This window comes from Hyphomonas sp., assembly GCF_041398385.1.
Classification (GTDB): Bacteria; Pseudomonadota; Alphaproteobacteria; order Caulobacterales; family Hyphomonadaceae; genus Hyphomonas.
In genome coordinates, this window is the sequence record NZ_JAWKUW010000003.1 from 323,525 (window position 1) to 338,805 (window position 15,281).

At 63.9% G+C, this 15,281-nt stretch carries 17 protein-coding genes; 11 read left to right on the top strand and 6 right to left on the bottom strand.

Going from position 1 to position 15,281, the window contains the following annotated elements:
- Nucleotides 1–4 precede the first annotated feature (4 nt).
- Nucleotides 5–661: a uracil-DNA glycosylase gene (locus tag R3C13_RS08645; RefSeq protein ID WP_371310407.1), complete on the top strand. Its 657-nt coding sequence runs from the start codon at nt 5–7 to the stop codon at nt 659–661.
- A gap of 4 nt (nt 662–665) precedes the next feature.
- On the opposite strand, the gene smpB is transcribed toward R3C13_RS08645, so the two are convergent.
- Both smpB and dapA read right to left on the bottom strand, forming a co-directional pair.
- Entirely contained in the window at nt 666–1,145 is a 480-nt protein-coding gene (gene smpB / locus R3C13_RS08650) for an SsrA-binding protein SmpB (RefSeq protein WP_371310408.1), read from the bottom strand.
- Nucleotides 1,146–1,154: 9 nt separating this feature from the next.
- Nucleotides 1,155–2,036: a 4-hydroxy-tetrahydrodipicolinate synthase gene (gene dapA, locus R3C13_RS08655; protein ID WP_371310409.1), complete on the bottom strand. Its 882-nt coding sequence runs from the start codon at nt 2,034–2,036 to the stop codon at nt 1,155–1,157.
- 104 nt (nt 2,037–2,140) lie between these two features.
- Here dapA and R3C13_RS08660 point away from each other — a divergent pair, with 104 nt between their 5' ends.
- On the top strand, nt 2,141–4,162 hold the full coding sequence (locus tag R3C13_RS08660) for a transglycosylase SLT domain-containing protein (RefSeq protein ID WP_371310410.1): 2,022 nt from the start codon (nt 2,141–2,143) through the stop codon (nt 4,160–4,162).
- A gap of 3 nt (nt 4,163–4,165) precedes the next feature.
- On the opposite strand, the gene R3C13_RS08665 is transcribed toward R3C13_RS08660, so the two are convergent.
- Entirely contained in the window at nt 4,166–5,716 is a 1,551-nt protein-coding gene (locus R3C13_RS08665; RefSeq protein ID WP_371310519.1) for an acetolactate synthase large subunit, read from the bottom strand.
- 22 nt (nt 5,717–5,738) lie between these two features.
- On the opposite strand from R3C13_RS08665, the gene R3C13_RS08670 reads away from it, so the two are divergent.
- Complete coding sequence (locus R3C13_RS08670) at nt 5,739–5,999, top strand: hypothetical protein (protein WP_371310411.1); 261 nt, start codon at nt 5,739–5,741, stop codon at nt 5,997–5,999.
- Here R3C13_RS08670 and R3C13_RS08675 read toward each other — a convergent pair.
- Genes R3C13_RS08675 through R3C13_RS08685 form a run of 3 tightly spaced genes read right to left on the bottom strand, consistent with a single transcriptional unit; the run spans nt 5,983 to nt 10,040 of the window.
- Nucleotides 5,983–7,851 (bottom strand): feruloyl-CoA synthase, encoded by a 1,869-nt coding sequence (locus R3C13_RS08675; protein WP_371310412.1) that lies wholly within the window; start codon nt 7,849–7,851, stop codon nt 5,983–5,985. The genes R3C13_RS08670 and R3C13_RS08675 overlap by 17 nt on opposite strands.
- Nucleotides 7,852–7,884: 33 nt before the next feature.
- Complete coding sequence (locus R3C13_RS08680; RefSeq protein WP_371310413.1) at nt 7,885–8,670, bottom strand: ion transporter; 786 nt, start codon at nt 8,668–8,670, stop codon at nt 7,885–7,887.
- Nucleotides 8,671–8,699: 29 nt separating this feature from the next.
- Nucleotides 8,700–10,040: a dihydroorotase gene (locus R3C13_RS08685; protein ID WP_371310414.1), complete on the bottom strand. Its 1,341-nt coding sequence runs from the start codon at nt 10,038–10,040 to the stop codon at nt 8,700–8,702.
- Nucleotides 10,041–10,184: 144 nt separating this feature from the next.
- Between R3C13_RS08685 and R3C13_RS08690 the strand changes: the two genes are divergently transcribed.
- From R3C13_RS08690 to R3C13_RS08725, 8 genes are all read left to right on the top strand, one after another.
- Nucleotides 10,185–10,826, top strand: coding sequence for a carboxymuconolactone decarboxylase family protein (locus tag R3C13_RS08690; RefSeq protein ID WP_371310415.1), 642 nt, complete (start codon nt 10,185–10,187; stop codon nt 10,824–10,826).
- 2 nt (nt 10,827–10,828) lie between these two features.
- A complete protein-coding gene (locus R3C13_RS08695; RefSeq protein WP_371310416.1) occupies nt 10,829–11,362 on the top strand; it encodes a VOC family protein in 534 nt (177 codons plus the stop codon).
- Nucleotides 11,363–11,441: 79 nt separating this feature from the next.
- On the top strand, nt 11,442–12,425 hold the full coding sequence (locus R3C13_RS08700) for a glycosyltransferase family 2 protein (RefSeq protein WP_371310417.1): 984 nt from the start codon (nt 11,442–11,444) through the stop codon (nt 12,423–12,425).
- Between the two features lie 110 nt (nt 12,426–12,535).
- A complete protein-coding gene (locus tag R3C13_RS08705; protein ID WP_371310418.1) occupies nt 12,536–12,934 on the top strand; it encodes a GtrA family protein in 399 nt (132 codons plus the stop codon).
- Nucleotides 12,935–13,023: 89 nt separating this feature from the next.
- Nucleotides 13,024–13,569 (top strand): biotin transporter BioY, encoded by a 546-nt coding sequence (locus tag R3C13_RS08710; protein WP_371310419.1) that lies wholly within the window; start codon nt 13,024–13,026, stop codon nt 13,567–13,569.
- Nucleotides 13,569–14,381, top strand: coding sequence for a folate-binding protein YgfZ (locus R3C13_RS08715; RefSeq protein WP_371310420.1), 813 nt, complete (start codon nt 13,569–13,571; stop codon nt 14,379–14,381). The genes R3C13_RS08710 and R3C13_RS08715 overlap by 1 nt, the downstream gene beginning before the upstream one ends.
- Nucleotides 14,374–14,952: a DNA-3-methyladenine glycosylase I gene (locus R3C13_RS08720; RefSeq protein WP_371310421.1), complete on the top strand. Its 579-nt coding sequence runs from the start codon at nt 14,374–14,376 to the stop codon at nt 14,950–14,952. The genes R3C13_RS08715 and R3C13_RS08720 overlap by 8 nt, the downstream gene beginning before the upstream one ends.
- A gap of 1 nt (nt 14,953) precedes the next feature.
- Nucleotides 14,954–15,262: a hypothetical protein gene (locus tag R3C13_RS08725; RefSeq protein ID WP_371310422.1), complete on the top strand. Its 309-nt coding sequence runs from the start codon at nt 14,954–14,956 to the stop codon at nt 15,260–15,262.
- Nucleotides 15,263–15,281 lie beyond the last annotated feature (19 nt).

Sequence of the window (15,281 nt, forward strand, 5' to 3'; positions counted from 1 at the left end):
CCCGATGAAGACAGGTTCCCATCCCCCTGAAGCGCCGAAGGATTGCGCGCTCTGCCCGCGCCTTGTGGACTATCGTCATGCCGTCGCCGCGAAGGAGCCGACATGGTTCAACGGCGCGGTGCCGAGCTTTGGCGACGCGCGCGCACAGCTGTTGATCATCGGCCTTGCGCCGGGCGTCACCGGGGCGAACCGGACGGGGCGGCCCTTCACCGGCGACTGGGCCGGCGACCTGCTCTATGCGACGCTCGACAAGTTCGGCTTTTCGGAAGGGACGTATGCGGCCGATCCGGGCGACGGCCTCGCGCTCACCGGCGCGATGATCACCAATGCGGTGCGCTGCGTGCCGCCGGAGAACAAGCCCGTCGGCGCCGAGATCAATGCCTGCCGGCCGTTCCTGGCCTCACGCATTGCCGCCCTGCCGAACCTGAAAGTCATGCTCTGCCTCGGCAAGATTTCGCATGACTCCACCGTGCGCGCGCTCGGCCTGAAGCTGGCGGCGCATCCGTTCGGGCACGGAACAAAGTATGATGTGAACGCAGGCGGGCGGAGCGCTACCCTGCTGTCGAGCTATCATTGCTCCCGCTACAATACGAACACCGGGCGCCTCACGTCCGAGATGTTCGAAGACGTGTTCGCAATGGCGCGTGAGGCGATCGGCTGAGCCCTCACCCCTCCTTCAGGATGCGGGCTTTCTGACGGTTCCAGTCGCGTTTGGCTTCGTTGGCGCGCTTGTCGTAATTCTTGCGGCCGGTCGCGGTGCCGATGAGGAGTTTCGCGCGGCCGCGTTCGTTGAAATAGAACTTCAGCGGCACGATGGTGCGCCCGGCGCGTTCGACTTCCTGGGAAAGTTTCGCAAGCTCACGGCGGGAGACGAGGAGTTTGCGCTTGCGGCGCGGTTCATGGTTGAAGCGGTTGGCCCCGGCATAGGTGGGGATGTCGCAATTGATCAGCCACAGCTCGCCATTCTCGGGGCTGACATAGGCTTCGGCGATGTTGGCCTTGCCCTCTCGCAGGGATTTCACCTCGGAGCCGACGAGCATGATGCCGGCCTCGAGCGTGTCCTCCACCTCGTAGTCGCGGCGGGAGCGGCGGTTTTCCGCGACCAGCCCATCCGAGCGGCCCTTGGTTTGGGTATTCTTAGACATGCGCCCTATTTAGGCATGAAGCCCGGCAAGTGCCATGGCGGCGTCGATCTGTTCGCGCGCAGGGGCATCCGGCGGGGTGATCGGCAGGCGTACATCGGCTTCGCAGAGGCCCAGGCGGTGAAGGACATATTTCGCAGGCCCCGGCGAGGGCGAACAGAACAGGGCCTTGTGCAACGCGATAAGGCGGCGCTCGATGGCCTGGGCGGTTTCGAGGTCGCCGGCGTCGAAGGCCTTGTGCATCTGGGCGCAGGCCTCCGGCATGACATTGGCGGTGACAGAGATGCAACCCTTGCCGCCCATGGCCAAGTGGCCGAGCGCAATCGGGTCGTCGCCGCAGAGCTGGACGAACTGTTCGCCCTCCCCGATCAGCGCGGCATGCAGCGACACGCGGCCGAGATCGCCGGAGGCATCCTTGATGCCGATGACGTTGGGCAGGCGCGCAAGTCGCGCGACGGTGTCCGGCATCAGGTCGACCACCGTCCGGCCCGGCACATTGTAGAGGAATACCGGCAGGGCGACGGCATCGTTGATCGCCTTGAAATGGGCGTAGAGGCCCTCCTGATTCGGCCTGTTGTAGTAGGGGCAGACGACCAGCGCCGCGTCTGCGCCGACCGTTTTCGCGTGTTCCACAAGGTCGATCGCCTCGTCGGTCGCGTTGGATCCGGCGCCCGCGATCACCGGCACGCGGCCTGCTGCAACCTCGACACACAGGGAGACGACGTCCTTGTGTTCCTCGGTCGAAAGGGTGGAGGTCTCCCCGGTGGTTCCGACCGGCACCAGGGCCGCGGAACCGCCCGCAATCTGGCGCTCGACCAGCTCGGCAAAGGATTTCCTGTCCACGGCCCCGTTCCTGAATGGAGTGACCAGAGCTGGGATTGAGCCGTGAAACATCGTATTCTTGCCGCGATTCAGGTGTTGTTGGTGAAGATTCATATATGAATCGCCAGAGCCTTCCCACGCTTTGACAAAGAAATAAACACCCGGTGACCGTGCATATGATGCGACCCCTCGTGCTTTCCGTGATTGCTGTCCTCGCCATGAACGGCGCAGCGGCCGCCAGCCTGCCCGAGACTCCCAGCCTGAAACCCGCCCGGTCGTTTGCCTCCCAGGCGACCGACCCGAAGAATGCGGAAATCCTGCACAGGGCGCTCGCGGCGGCCGAGAATTATGACTGGGGCGAGGTCGCCCGCCTGCAGGGCCAGGCGACGGACCCGGCGGTGCGCGACCTCATCCTGTGGAAGCGGGCGAGCGAGGGCGTGCCCGGCATGGGCTTCGATGAAGTCTCCGGCGCGCTGGAACGGCTCAGCGACTGGCCGAAGACCTACAACATGCAGAAGCGGGCCGAGGAGATCATAGAACTGTCCTCGCTGACCGCCCAGCAACGGATCGAATGGCTGACGAAGGCCGGCCCGCGCACCGGCGCCGGCAAGGTGGCGCTGGCGAATGCGCTGTACTCGCAGGGCCAGGCCGACCGGGCGCTCGAAGTGGTGCGCGACGCGTGGCACAACAATTCGCTGGACCGCGATGTCGAGCGGCAGGTGCAGGCACGCTTTGGCGGCAAGCTGACCCAGGAAGACCACCGCGCCCGCGTCGAGTTCCTGCTGTGGACCAACCAGCGTTCAGCCGCAACGGCTCTGAAGCCGCTGCTGACGCCCGACTGGCGGAAACTGGTGGATGCCCGCGTCGCGCTCGCCAGCCGGTCGCGCAATGTCGACGGGCTGATCCAGGCTGTTCCGGCGGAGCTGCAGGACAATCCGGGCCTGCTGTATGATCGCGCCCGCTGGCGCCGGACACGCGGCAACCAGGAAGGCGCAACGCCGTTGCTGGTTGGGTTCGACGGCAAGGACATTCCGGAAGCCGGGCGCTCCAAGCTGTGGAACGAACGCTCTGTGGCCGTGCGGACCGACCTCAAGGACGGCAACTGGACGCGCGCCTACCAGCTGACGGCGCCGCATGGCATGGACTCCGGTACGGACTTCGCGGAGGCCGAATGGCTGGCCGGCTGGATCGCGTTGCGCCTCAAGGGCGACGCCGCCCGCGCGCTGCAGCATTTCGAGACGATGGAAAGCGGCGTCTCCATGCCCATCAGTTCCGCACGCGGACTGTACTGGATGGGCCGTTCGGAAGACGTGCTGGGCGACCAGGAGAAAGCGCTGGCTGCCTATCGCGAGGCGGCGAACCACAAATTCACCTATTATGGCCAGCTGGCCGCCGCGCGCGTGGGCGACAAGGCGATCTATTATCCCGACACGCCAATGCCGACCGAGGCACAGACCGCCGCCTTCGAAGCGCGCCCGATGGTGAAGGCGCTGCGGCTGCTTGGGGAATCGGGCGAGACCTATCTCTTCCGCGAATTCTCCTACCATCTCGATGACCTGCTGGAGACCGAGGCGGATTATGTTCTCCTCTCCCGGCTGGCGGCGGAATACCACATGCCGGACATCGGCGTGCGGGGCGCGAAGGCCGGGCTCGCCAAGGGCATCGTGGCACCAGACGCGGCCTATCCGGTGCTGACCTATCCGCTGATGCGGGAGCCACGGGTCGAGCGCTCTCTGATGCTCGCCCTGTCGCGGCAGGAAAGCGAAATGAACCCCGGCGCGATCAGCCATGCGGGCGCGCGCGGCCTGATGCAGTTCATGCCGGCAACGGCATCTGCTGAAGCGCGGATGAGTGGCCTGCCCTATCGCACATCGTGGCTGACGGATGACCCCGGCTACAACCTTACCCTTGGCGGCCAGCACCTCGACACGCTGCTGAGCAGCTTCAATGGCAGCTACATCATGACGGCAGCTGCTTACAATGCCGGGCCGACGCGTCCGAAAAAGTGGATCCAGGATTATGGCGATCCGCGCACCGGTCAGGTGGACCCAATAGACTGGGTGGAGTTCATCCCGTTCAGCGAGACGCGCAATTATGTGCAGCGCATCGTTGAAGCGACGCAAGTATACCGGTCGCGCCTTGCGGGCACGCCGGTTGAAATCCGGATCGAGGAAGACCTCGCGCGCGGAAAGAAGTAAGCCTCAGCGCGCCGGAACGTGGGCTGCGATCAGTTGCGGGCCATCCTCGGCGAAGGCGCGTTCGAGGGCCATGTCGAATTCTTCCGCGGTCCACGCATCCTGAGCGGAAACGCCCTGCGCTTCGGCGAGTTTGACCCAGTCGATTTCCGGCTGTCCGAGCTCGAGCATGCTCTTTGCCGTCGGGCCCGGATTGCCCGCGCCGGTGCGGGCGAGCTCGATGTTCAGGATACGGTAGGAGTGGTTGACGAAGACCACGTTGACTACGTTCGCATTCTCCCGCGCCATGCTCCACAGCGCCTGGTTGGTATACATGCCTGCCCCGTCGCCGGTGAGGCAAAGCACCTTTCGGTCCGGCGCAGCGATTGCGGCGCCGAGCGCGAGCGGCATGCCCTGCCCGATCGCGCCACCGGTCAGCATCATCCAGTCATGCGGCCGCGCGCGCTGAGTCATCAGGAAGCATGGAAGGCCGTTTGAGACACCGTCATCCGACACGAAGGTGCCTTCCGGCATGTGCCGTGAGATCGACATGCCGACGGTCATCGCATTGAGGTCGCCTGTCGGGGCTATATCGGAAATATCGAGCGGGGCGACATCGGCCGCAGCGGTCGCGCCGAGCGCGTCAGCAAGCGCCGCAAGGATCGCGCTGCTGTCGCTTTCAGGCCCGCCGATGATGTAAGGAGAGCATCCTTCCGGCACGAGCACGCTGGGCTTGCCCGGATAGGAAAAGAAGGCGACCGGAACCTGGGTACCCGCGACCAGCATCAGGTCCGATCCTTCAAGGTCGGCCATCGCGGCTTCGGCGAAATATTGCATCCGGTCAGGAATAAACGTGCCGGCGCCGCGCGCCTGGCGCGGGAAGAACGTATCCGTCAGCACACGGATTCCGGCTTTCGAGAGCCGCCCGGCATGAGTGAGCCCGGACTTTGTCAGGGCCGAGCCATTGATCAGGATGACCGGCTTTTTTGCGTCTTTTACTTTTCGCGCGGCCGCCTCGACGCGAGCCGCATCCGGGGCGCAGAGCGACGGGCGGATGCGCTTCTTTCCGGGCTTGCCGCCCTCGGCCCAGGCTGTGTCGGCCGGCAGGAGCAGGCTGACCGGACCGGGCGCGGGGCCGAAGCTGGCCTCCCATGCTTCCGCTGCGAGGTCGCCGGCGGATGCGACGGTATCGGCCGACTTGATCCAGTTGGAGTTCGGCCCTGCAAGGCCCATGATGTTCGAAGTCAGCGGCGCATCATAGCGCAGGTGCGGCACCGCATGATCGCCGATGACATTGATCATCGGCGTCCAGGCGCGCTTGGCATTGTGGATGTTCGCCCCGCCATTGAGATAGCCGGCGCCGAGGTGAAGGAGCGTCATCGCAGGACCGCCGGTGACGCGCGCATGGCCGTCCGCCGCGCCGGTCGCAACGCCTTCGAACAGGCACAACACCGACCGGATGCGCGGCTCATGGTCCAGCGCGGTGACGAGGTGCATTTCCGATGTGCCCGGATTGGCGAAACAGGCGGTGACGCCATGGTCTGCAAGCGTCGAGACGAGCGCTTCGGCACCGGTCATGGTCTGGAGGGCGGTATCGGGCATGGCGTTTCCCCTTCTGTCGTTGGCGCTGTGTAGCGTGTCCGGCACCAAGGTCAAAGCGGGACGCGACGGAAGGCGGACGGTTCAAGGGGATGAGGTTCCGCAGTCCGCCGCGCCCCTGGCCAAAGGGGATTTGGCATCGACAGCCTCTGCAGCCGCCGACGCAGGGAATGTAAAGGCAAAGAAGTTAAATGCGAATGATTTTCAGACCAAATACATAAACTTTCTTGTGCATGACTGGATCTTTACTCAACCAGGTTGAGTATTTCGTGATCGGGTTGAGGCGAATACAGACGCGCAACCTGATCCTTGCGCAGATCCTGTATCCGCGACTGGTTGATATAGCCTTTTTCCGTGATCTCGCCGGAATCCGCGCGGGGCGGCAGGGCCTGCAGCAGGAGCCGCGCGATTCGTGCAGACGGCTGGGGATGGGCCTTGTTATAGGCTTTCAGGCTGTCTTGCAGATGGCGTGTCACAGCCGGGTGGCTCACCAGTTCTGCGCCGCTCAGCGCTTCGCCGACCAGCCGCTGGCACCAGGCCTCATTGAGGAAGGCTAGCAGCGTGATGTCCGTTTCGTTGAGACCGCAGACGACAGCATCCGACAGGGCGCCGCCCGTCGCGGCGACCGCCTGTACGCGGACGGTCCCTGCGGAGACCCATGTGCCGTTCGACAGTTTGAATTCCTCGGCCGTGCGCCCGTCAAAGGCAAGGCCGCGTTCGGGGTTCGCCGGGTCAACAAACTTCACCGCATCGCCGAGGCGGTAGAAGCCTTCCTCATCGAAGGCTTCCGCGGTTTTTTCCGGATTGCGATAGTAGCCGGGCGTCACGTTCACGCCCTTCACGCGCAGTTCCATCTTCTCGCCCGCAGGCACCATTTTGAAGGTATTGCCCGGAAGCGGCAGGCCGATCAGGCCCATACGGTCATTCGGCCAGTGGACATTGGAGGCCGTCGGCGATGTTTCGGTTGCGCCGTAGCCAGCGGAGAGCGAAATGCGCTCGCCCGTGGTACGGACGGCAACGGCCTGGATACGCTCGTAGATGTCCTGCCCCATCGAGGCGCCGCCATAGGCCATGGACACGAGGCGGGCAAAGAAATTGTCGGCAAGTTCCTGGTCCCGCTCCAGTTCTGTTGCGAGCGCCGCCCAGGCGGCCGGAACGGTCGTGTGCTGAGTAACAGGGACTTCCTTCAGGTTACGGATCATCGCCGGCAGGCGGGCGGGCGTCGGGGCGCCCTCGTCGATATAGAGCGTTCCGCCCCAGTCGAGCATGTTGTGCAGCACCGAATGGGCACCAAACGTATGGCTCCACGGCAGGAAGTTGCACCAGACCTGAGGCCCGCCGCAGATTTCATCGAGGCGTGCCTCGTCCCAGACCGAACGGATCATCTTGGAATTCGCCGCGATCATGGAATGCAGGTTGATGACGGCCTTCGGCTCACCCGTTGAACCGGATGTCATCATGAAGGTGGCGATCGCATCGGGTGACAGGCGCTCATAGGCCGCATCGATTTCCGGCCCTGGCGTGCGGCCGAACTGTTCAAGCCGCATGGCATCGCAGCGTTCCGGCGCCTCGCCTGAATAGAGGACGATACGCCCGTCCATGCCGAGCCCGTCGAGCGCGCGCTGGTAGGCCGCGCCATCCTCGACATAGACGAATTTCGGGCCGATCAGCTGGTCGATATATTTCAGGCGTCCGAGGTCTTCCGACAGCATCGCATAAGCGGGCGTGACCGGGACGACCGGGCTGCCAGCCCAGAGGGCCGCGTATTTCGCCAGCGCATGGTCAATCGCGTTGGCCGACAGGATCATCAGCGGAGCATCCGGCCCGGCACCGGCATCGAGGAAACCCTGCGCGAGCCGGCGCACGGCGGCGAGCCCCTCGGCATAAGTCACTTCTCGCCAGCCTTCGCACCCTTCGCGCGGGCGCTCAGCGAGCCAGATCCGGTCCGGCGCTTCGGCCGCCCACTTGACCAGCGGCGCCAGCATGTGCGGCGGGTAAGGCTTAAGCGGCTGGCCACTGTCGAGATAGATCGTGCCGTCCGGCCGGCGGTCGACCTTTAGCTTCAGCGGCAGGTATGGCACCTCACGGAAAGGAATATGCGCTGTATCGGCCAAGCCGGCCTCCCTGGAATTTTTTAGAGCCGGGCTTCAGACGAGCCCGCGTGTCGGAATGTGGACCACGTGTCCGCAGTGCTTGCAATGCACGGCGTCACGATCGTGCATCAGCAGGCCGCATTGTTCGCACTCATACTCCACCTTGTCGTTCGGCTCCAGAATGGCGCGGAGCAGTTGCAGGAACAGGGTCAGTCCAAGGGCCATGATGATGATGGAGAGGATGCGCCCGACCTTGCCAATCATCAGCACGTCGCCATAGCCGGTCGTGGTCAGGCTGGTGACGGTAAAATAGAGCGCGTCGAGATAGGAATGGATGTTCGGGTTGATCCCGACCTGCGTGGCATATACCAGCGCCGACATGATGAACACGAAGACGATGAGGTTCGTCACCTTGTCGATCACGCGCTCATGGCGCTGGAAGAAGGGCGTGATCACCTTGATCCGCTTGACGAAGGTAAAGGCCCTGATCGCCCGCACCGCCCGCAGGACACGCAGGAAGGCGAAGTTGGACACAAGCAGCGGCGCCAGCATCGTGACGACGACCACCAGATCCGCAATGTTCAGCGGCCTGACCACAAAGTTCCATTTGTGCCGCGCGATGTAGAACCGGGCCAGCAGATCGAACGCGATCACGATGCCGATAGCGTAGTCGATCCAGGCATGGGTCTTGCCGCGCTGTTCGAACGGCGCCCAGAGAAAATAGGCGATCGTCACGAAATCGAAGATCAGCATGGCCCAGCGGAAGTAGAACGGCGCCGTGCCGTGCCCCTCATACAGCCAGAACAACAGCCGGTTCAGACCCTTGCGTTGGTGTTTCATGACCCCTGCTCCAGCGCCCCGAAGATGCCTTACCCTACAGGTTCCAGCGTCTCGTTAAAGCGCACGGGCTTGCCGCCGCCTTTTTTGACGATCGCCCCGTCGCGCATGACGAAGCCGCCGCGGATGATGGTGGCGACCGGCCAGCCGGTGGCTTCGAAGCCCTCGAACGGGGTCCAGCCGCATTTCGATTTCGACCAGTCCGACGTGATCGTCTCCTTGCGCTTCATGTCCACGACCGTGAAGTCGGCATGATAGCCCTCGGCGATGCGGCCCTTGTCGGCAAGGCCGAAGACGCGCTGTGGCCCGGCGCTGGTCAGTTCGACGAAGCGCTGCAGGCTGAGCTTCCCGTTGTTCACATGGGTCAGCATGATGGGCACGGTGGTCTGCACGCCCGGCATGCCGGAGGGGCTGGCCGGATAGGGCCGCGCCTTCTCTTCCTTCGTGTGCGGGGCATGATCAGACCCCAGAACATCGACGATGCCGGCATTCAGCGCGCGCCACAGGGCATCCTGGTGGCGCTGCTCGCGGATCGGCGGGTTCATCTGGGCATAGCCCTTCAGGCGCTGATAGCATTCCGGCGCCACCAGCGTCAGGTGCTGCGGCAGGCATTCCACGCTGGCGATGTCCTTCGCGTCGCGCAGGATCTCCATTTCCTCGGCGGTGGAGATGTGCAGCACGTGGATGCGCTTGCCGACCTTGCGGGCAAGGCGCAGCAGGCGCGTCGTAGAGGAGACGGCGGCCTCAACATCGCGCACCACCGGATGGCTCGTCCAGTCGCCCTGCACGGCGAGGCTGCGGCGCTCTTCGAGGCGGTATTCGTCTTCCGAGTGGAAGGCGGCGCGGCGCTTGATGGCGCGCAGCACGGCCTCGACGCCCTCGTCATCCTTGATCAGCAGGTCGCCCGTGGAGGCGCCCATGAAGACCTTCACGCCGCAGCAGCCCAGCATGCGCTCCATCTCGGGCAGGATGTGCGTGTTCTCGTGCGTCGCGCCGGCATAGAAGGCGTGGTCCACATCCATGCGGCCGGCGGCGCGGTTCAGCTTGTCCTGCAGCAGCTCCGGCGTTGTGGTGGCGGGATTGGTGTTCGGCATCTCGAACACGGCGACGACGCCGCCGAGGGCGGCCGAGCGCGCCTCGGTTTCGAGGTCTGCCTTGTATTCGAGGCCGGGCTCCCGGAAGTGGCACTGGCTGTCGATGACGCCGGGCAGGATGTGCAGGCCGGTGGCGCCGTAGATCTCGCCCGCCGATGCGCCGGAGAGGTCGCCGATGCGGGCGATGCGCTCGCCGCGTACGCCGATGTCGGCCTGCATCTCGCCACCCGGAGTGACGACGGTGCCGCCGCGAAGGATCAGGTCAAAAGTCTCGCTCATGCGCCCTATATGCGCCTGCCGGCTGCGCCTGTCACCCGTCCGCCGCTGCGACAGGCTTGCCCTTGGGTGACGCTTGGCCGGCCCCGGCTTTGCGCCTACGATCCGGAAGGATCGCGGGACCACATCGCGGCAGGAGGAAACGGAATGCCCAGGTTGAAACAGGCCGGGCGCGAGGCCGGAAACGACTACGCCAACAGGATCTTCGACATGTTGTTCGGAGACCGCGATCCCCTGTCCCAGCCGGGCACGGCGACGGGCACCCCGGGCAACTGGTGGACGGTGTTCAACATCGTGCCAGACGCCTTCCGCCACACCACCGAGGGGTTTCGTTTCTACCGGTCGCCCGAGAGGAAGCTGAGCGCAAAGCACCGGGAGCTCGGCCAGATCCGGGCCGGCTGGGCCGTCGGCAGCCAGTTCGTTTTCTCCCAGCACTGCAAGGCGGCGCGCGATGCCGGCTTCACCGAGGAACAGGTGCAGGCGATCCCGCACTGGCAGGTGGCGGACTGCTTCAACGAAATCGAACGCGCGCTGCTGGCCTATACGGATGCGCTGGTCCTCGACCGCGGGCGGGTGCCGGACGGCATTTTCGAAACCATGAAGAAACATCTCAGCGACGAGGAAATCCTCGAATTCACCTATATTACCTGCACCTACATGATGCACGCGGTGATGAGCCGGGCCCTGCGCCTCGAATACGACGATGTCGACGAGCGGGTCGTGGAAATCCCCGCGCCCACCGGCGACAGCGCCGATGTCATGAGCATGGTGGACGAGAAGGAGGATTGATCATGACCTACCACCACCTCGCCCTTGCCGCGAAGGACATGAAGGCGACCCATGATTTCTATGAGCGGATCATGGGTTTCGAGCTTGTGAAAGTGGAGGTCGCACCGGTTATGGGCGGCGGCTGGGGCAAGCATTTCTTCTATCGGATGAACGGTGACGACAACCGCTTCATTGCCTTCTGGGAACTGCATGAAACTGCGGGCCAGGACGCCTACAAGTATGACCTCAACGAGGCCGGAGGCCTGCCGCCGGGCACGAACCATTATTCATTCTCCGTCGACTCGGTCGAGGAACTGATGGCCTGGAAAGACCGCTGGAATGCCGCCGGCCTCGATGTGCTGGAAATCGACCATAATTGGTGCCACTCGGTCTACACGCGCGACCCGAACGGCAACATGGTCGAATTCTGCGCCACGACGGGGGAATTCACGGCGGCGGACCGGGCAAGAGCTCTGGCCGCCCTCGATGAGACCGAATTCAGGCCCTCCCCGCCACCAGCGAAATTCCAGCCCTGGCCGGCACGCGAAAAGGTCTGATTTTTAAGGGCTATGTTAGGGTTTTCGCCTTAGCTTTCACCCCTGAAACGGTCCATCGAGAGCCGGCCTGAGGTGAAACGTGGTAAATAACCTGGTCTATGCGTCCGACCATCGCCAGAGCGATTCCCTGTCGCCGTATGCGAGCGACCTGCGCGTTGCGGTGATTATTCCCTGCTACAATGAAGAGCGCACGATCCGCCAGGTTATCCGCGAGTTTTCCGAGGCGCTGCCCGGTGCCGAGATCGTCGTCTGTGACAACAATTCGAGCGACCGGACGTCCGGGACCGCCCGCTCGGCCGGGGCGACAGTTCTGTTCGAACCTTACCAGGGCAAGGGAAACGCGGTGCGCCGGCTGTTCAATGACGTCGATGCAGATGTCTATGTCATGATCGACGGCGACGCGACCTATGACGCTTCTGCCGCCCCAGGCATGATCGCCCGCCTGATGGACGAGCGCCTGGCGATGATCAACGGCGCCCGAATTTCCGAACAGGAAGAGGCCTATCGCTTCGGCCATAAACTCGGCAACCGGATGTTGACCGGTTTGGTTAGCGCTGCCTTCGGAAACCAGTTTCAGGACATGCTGAGCGGTTACCGGGTCATGAGCCGCCAGTTCGTCAAGAGCTTTCCGGCCCTATCCAACGGCTTTGAGATCGAAACGGAACTGTGCGTCCACGCGCTCAGGCTGAGGCTTCCTTCGGCAGAAGTGGGAACCGTCTACCGGGCCCGCCCGGAAGGCTCCACCAGCAAGCTCAACACGTTTCGCGATGGCTTTCGAATTCTGCGAATTATCAGCCGGCTGGTCCGCGATGAAAAGCCGCTTGAGTTCTTTTCGGCATTGGGCGGCCTCATTCTGCTCGCCGCATTGTTCCTCGCCACACCCGTCGCAATCACCTATTTCGAGACCGGCACTGTCCCGCGGTTTCCGACCCTTATCGTCAGTATAGGGATGGTCATAATCTCGATGCTGGCCTTCACGATCGGGTTGACGCTGGACACGTTCTCGCGCGGCCGCACGGAAGCCCGCCGACTTGCGTTCCTCGCGGCCGCCAACCGCAAGTAAGCAGCTGAAAGCCATAATGCGTGTTCGCGCTCTTCCACACGCTTTCAGGATCGGGGCGGCGCGGCTGATAATCGGATCGGCCCTCCTGAAGCGCATTGGCGAGTCCAGGCATGCAATCGCTTAAGGAAAACCGGGGCGCGCGGTATCTGGCCGCCAGCATTGTCGCGCTTGCCGTCGACTATGCGCTCACTCTTGTCCTCTATCATGCCGGCGGAATCGACCTGTCGATTGCCGCCGCGATCGCGTTTATTATTGTAGGCGCCACCTTCTATCTGGTGCACGAATTCTGGACATTCCGGGATGAAGCCGCTCGCTTTTCCGGAAAGCGCATGGCCGGAAATCTCCTGGTCATGTGTGTCGCCGGCCTGGTGCGTGTCGGCCTGATCGCCGCGCTGGAGCTTTTCCGCTCGCCGGCCGGTATCTGGGTCAGCATCTATTTTACGGTCGGCGTCGCCGGCTCGTTTACGACCAACTATCTGTTGAACAGATACGTCGTCTTCCGTCGCTGACAGGGCAGGCATGAGGGACGGGCGCTTGACCCCGCAGCCGGTGCGCAGCACAACTCGCGGTCCATTCCCACCGGAAGAGAGACCTCCCCATGAAACATGCTGGAACTGCCGCTGACAGCCGGGCGCTGCTGCGTCCTGTCCTGATCGGACTGGGCGGCGTCGCGGCCCTGACCGCCTCGTCCTACATCGCCGTGCCGATGTATCCTGTTCCTGTGACGCTTCAGACCCTGGTTGTGCTGCTGCTGGGCGCCGTGATGGGCCCGCGCGCAGGCGCTGCCACGGTTCTCGCCTGGCTCGCCCTGTCGCTTACCGGCGCGCCGGTTCTGGCAGAGGGCAAGTCCGGCCTGGTCGCCTTTGCCGGCCCGACGGCAGGCTATCTGGCGAGCTTTCCGGTTGTCGCGTTCCTTGCCGGATATTTGCCGAAGGATGACCGGATCGCCTCCCACGTCTCGCGGTTTGCCGGTTTCCTCGGCCTGCATGCCGCCATCCTGTTCGCAGGCTGGAGCTGGCTGTCCGCCTGGATGGGCATCGACGGCGCTTTCGTCGCCGGCGTCGTGCCGTTCCTGATCGGATCGGTGCTGAAGAGCGGCCTTGCGACGGCGCTCGTCGCCGCCTTCCCGCGTAAGGCCGGCTGATGCGGATTCCCCATCGCGCCCTCATCCGCCTGACCGGGCCGGACACGATCGCCCTTCTGGAGCGGACCGTGACCCACACGGTGGCGGACTGGCGCGAAGGGGAGTTGCGCTATGGCGGGCTGCTGACGCCCCAAGGCAAGGTGATCGCAGATTACCTGGCCCTGCGCACGGCGGACGGCGTCCTGCTGGACGTGCATGAGGATGCCGCCGAAGACCTGATGAAGCGGCTGAAGCTGTTTCGCCTGCGCTCGCAGGTGGAGATCGTGCGCGATGACACGCTCTCGGTCTCGACTTCGGAACAAGGCGACGACGACCCCCGCAGCCTGAAGCTGCCCTGGCGCCTCTACGGGCCTGTGGCAGACGCAGGCGAGCCCATCGCCCCTGCGGTCTGGCAGAACAATCTGATTGAGGCCGGCGTGCCCGACTGGGGCAGCGATTACCGCGCGGCGGACGTCTTCCCGACCGACATCAACATGGATGTGATGGGCGGCGTAGACTACAGGAAGGGCTGTTTTGTCGGCCAGGAAGTGGCGAGCCGGATGAAGCGCCGCGGCAAGATCCGCAAGCGCACGCTGAAGGTGCTGGGCGGCGCACTGGAGACTGGCGCGCCCATAATGGCGGATGGCGAGGTCGGCACGGTAACCAGTGCCGGAGGCGGCGCGGGCCTTGCCCTGGTGCGCACAGACCGCCTGCAAAAGGCGCTGGCCGAGGGGCATCCGCTGAGTTGCAATGGCGCCCCTGTTACGCTCGACCTGCCCGACTGGGCGGAAGCGGAACTGAAGGCGCTCGCAGAGGCCGGCGCCGATGACTGAGACCTGTCCATGCGGCTGGGCCCCGGCGAATGATGCGCTTTACAGGGCCTATCACGACACCGAATGGGGCGTGCCGGAATATGACGGGCGCGCCCTGTGGGAGAAGCTGCAGCTGGACGGGATGCAGGCGGGCCTTTCCTGGATCACGATCCTCAGGAAGCGCGACTCGATCCGCGAGGAATTCGACCGGTTCGACCCGGAAAAGCTCGCCCGGTGGACGCAGAAACGCGCCGAAAAGGCGTTGAAGAATCCCGGCATCATCCGCAGTGCCAAAAAGATCGAGGCCGTGATCGGCAATGCGCAGGCCTATCTCGCCATGCAAAAAGCGGGAGAGGATTTCGCCGACTATTGCTGGAGCTTTGTCGGCGGGGCGCCCATCGTAAACCGCTGGAAAAATTACAAGCACGCGCCGACCTCGACCGACTGGTCGGCGGACATGTCGAAAGACCTGAAGAAGCGCGGCTTCAAATTTGTCGGCCCTACCATCGTCTATGCATGGGCACAGGCGGTTGGCATGGTGAATGACCATGAAGTAACTTGCCCGCGTCATATCGAAGTGCAGGAATCGTGAAATGAAACGCCTTCTCGCCGTCACCCTTATTGCCGCGCCCCTGCTGGGCGCCTGCGTCTCGTCGAACAGCGCCGAAGGGCGCAAGGCGGAAGCCTATTCCCGGTGCAAATACTCGCCTGGCCCGGAAGCCCGCGACAAATGCATGGAAACGGAACTCGCCTTGATCGAAGCACGCGAGCGGAAAGATGCAGACCGGATCCAGTCAGACCGGGAAGCCGCAGAGCGCCGCCAGGCCGAGCTTGAAGCGGCCGGTGTACCGAGCGACGAGGCCAAGCAGGTCATCGACTCAGGCCTGCGCTGGCCAGATTGACTCTGCCGCTCGACCGGGC

Coding starts and splice junctions, on each gene's coding strand:
- R3C13_RS08695 (WP_371310416.1), top strand. CDS start 10,829: ATGACCTACCACCACCTCGCCCTTGCCGCGAAGGACATGAAGGCGACC.
- R3C13_RS08710 (WP_371310419.1), top strand. CDS start 13,024: ATGAAACATGCTGGAACTGCCGCTGACAGCCGGGCGCTGCTGCGTCCT.
- R3C13_RS08665 (WP_371310519.1), bottom strand. CDS start 5,716: ATGACCGGTGCCGAAGCGCTCGTCTCGACGCTTGCAGACCATGGCGTC.
- dapA (WP_371310409.1), bottom strand. CDS start 2,036: ATGTTTCACGGCTCAATCCCAGCTCTGGTCACTCCATTCAGGAACGGG.
- R3C13_RS08680 (WP_371310413.1), bottom strand. CDS start 8,670: ATGAAACACCAACGCAAGGGTCTGAACCGGCTGTTGTTCTGGCTGTAT.
- R3C13_RS08645 (WP_371310407.1), top strand. CDS start 5: ATGAAGACAGGTTCCCATCCCCCTGAAGCGCCGAAGGATTGCGCGCTC.
- R3C13_RS08720 (WP_371310421.1), top strand. CDS start 14,374: ATGACTGAGACCTGTCCATGCGGCTGGGCCCCGGCGAATGATGCGCTT.
- R3C13_RS08685 (WP_371310414.1), bottom strand. CDS start 10,040: ATGAGCGAGACTTTTGACCTGATCCTTCGCGGCGGCACCGTCGTCACT.
- R3C13_RS08705 (WP_371310418.1), top strand. CDS start 12,536: ATGCAATCGCTTAAGGAAAACCGGGGCGCGCGGTATCTGGCCGCCAGC.
- R3C13_RS08715 (WP_371310420.1), top strand. CDS start 13,569: ATGCGGATTCCCCATCGCGCCCTCATCCGCCTGACCGGGCCGGACACG.
- R3C13_RS08670 (WP_371310411.1), top strand. CDS start 5,739: ATGGCGTTTCCCCTTCTGTCGTTGGCGCTGTGTAGCGTGTCCGGCACC.
- R3C13_RS08660 (WP_371310410.1), top strand. CDS start 2,141: ATGATGCGACCCCTCGTGCTTTCCGTGATTGCTGTCCTCGCCATGAAC.
- smpB (WP_371310408.1), bottom strand. CDS start 1,145: ATGTCTAAGAATACCCAAACCAAGGGCCGCTCGGATGGGCTGGTCGCG.
- R3C13_RS08725 (WP_371310422.1), top strand. CDS start 14,954: ATGAAACGCCTTCTCGCCGTCACCCTTATTGCCGCGCCCCTGCTGGGC.
- R3C13_RS08690 (WP_371310415.1), top strand. CDS start 10,185: ATGCCCAGGTTGAAACAGGCCGGGCGCGAGGCCGGAAACGACTACGCC.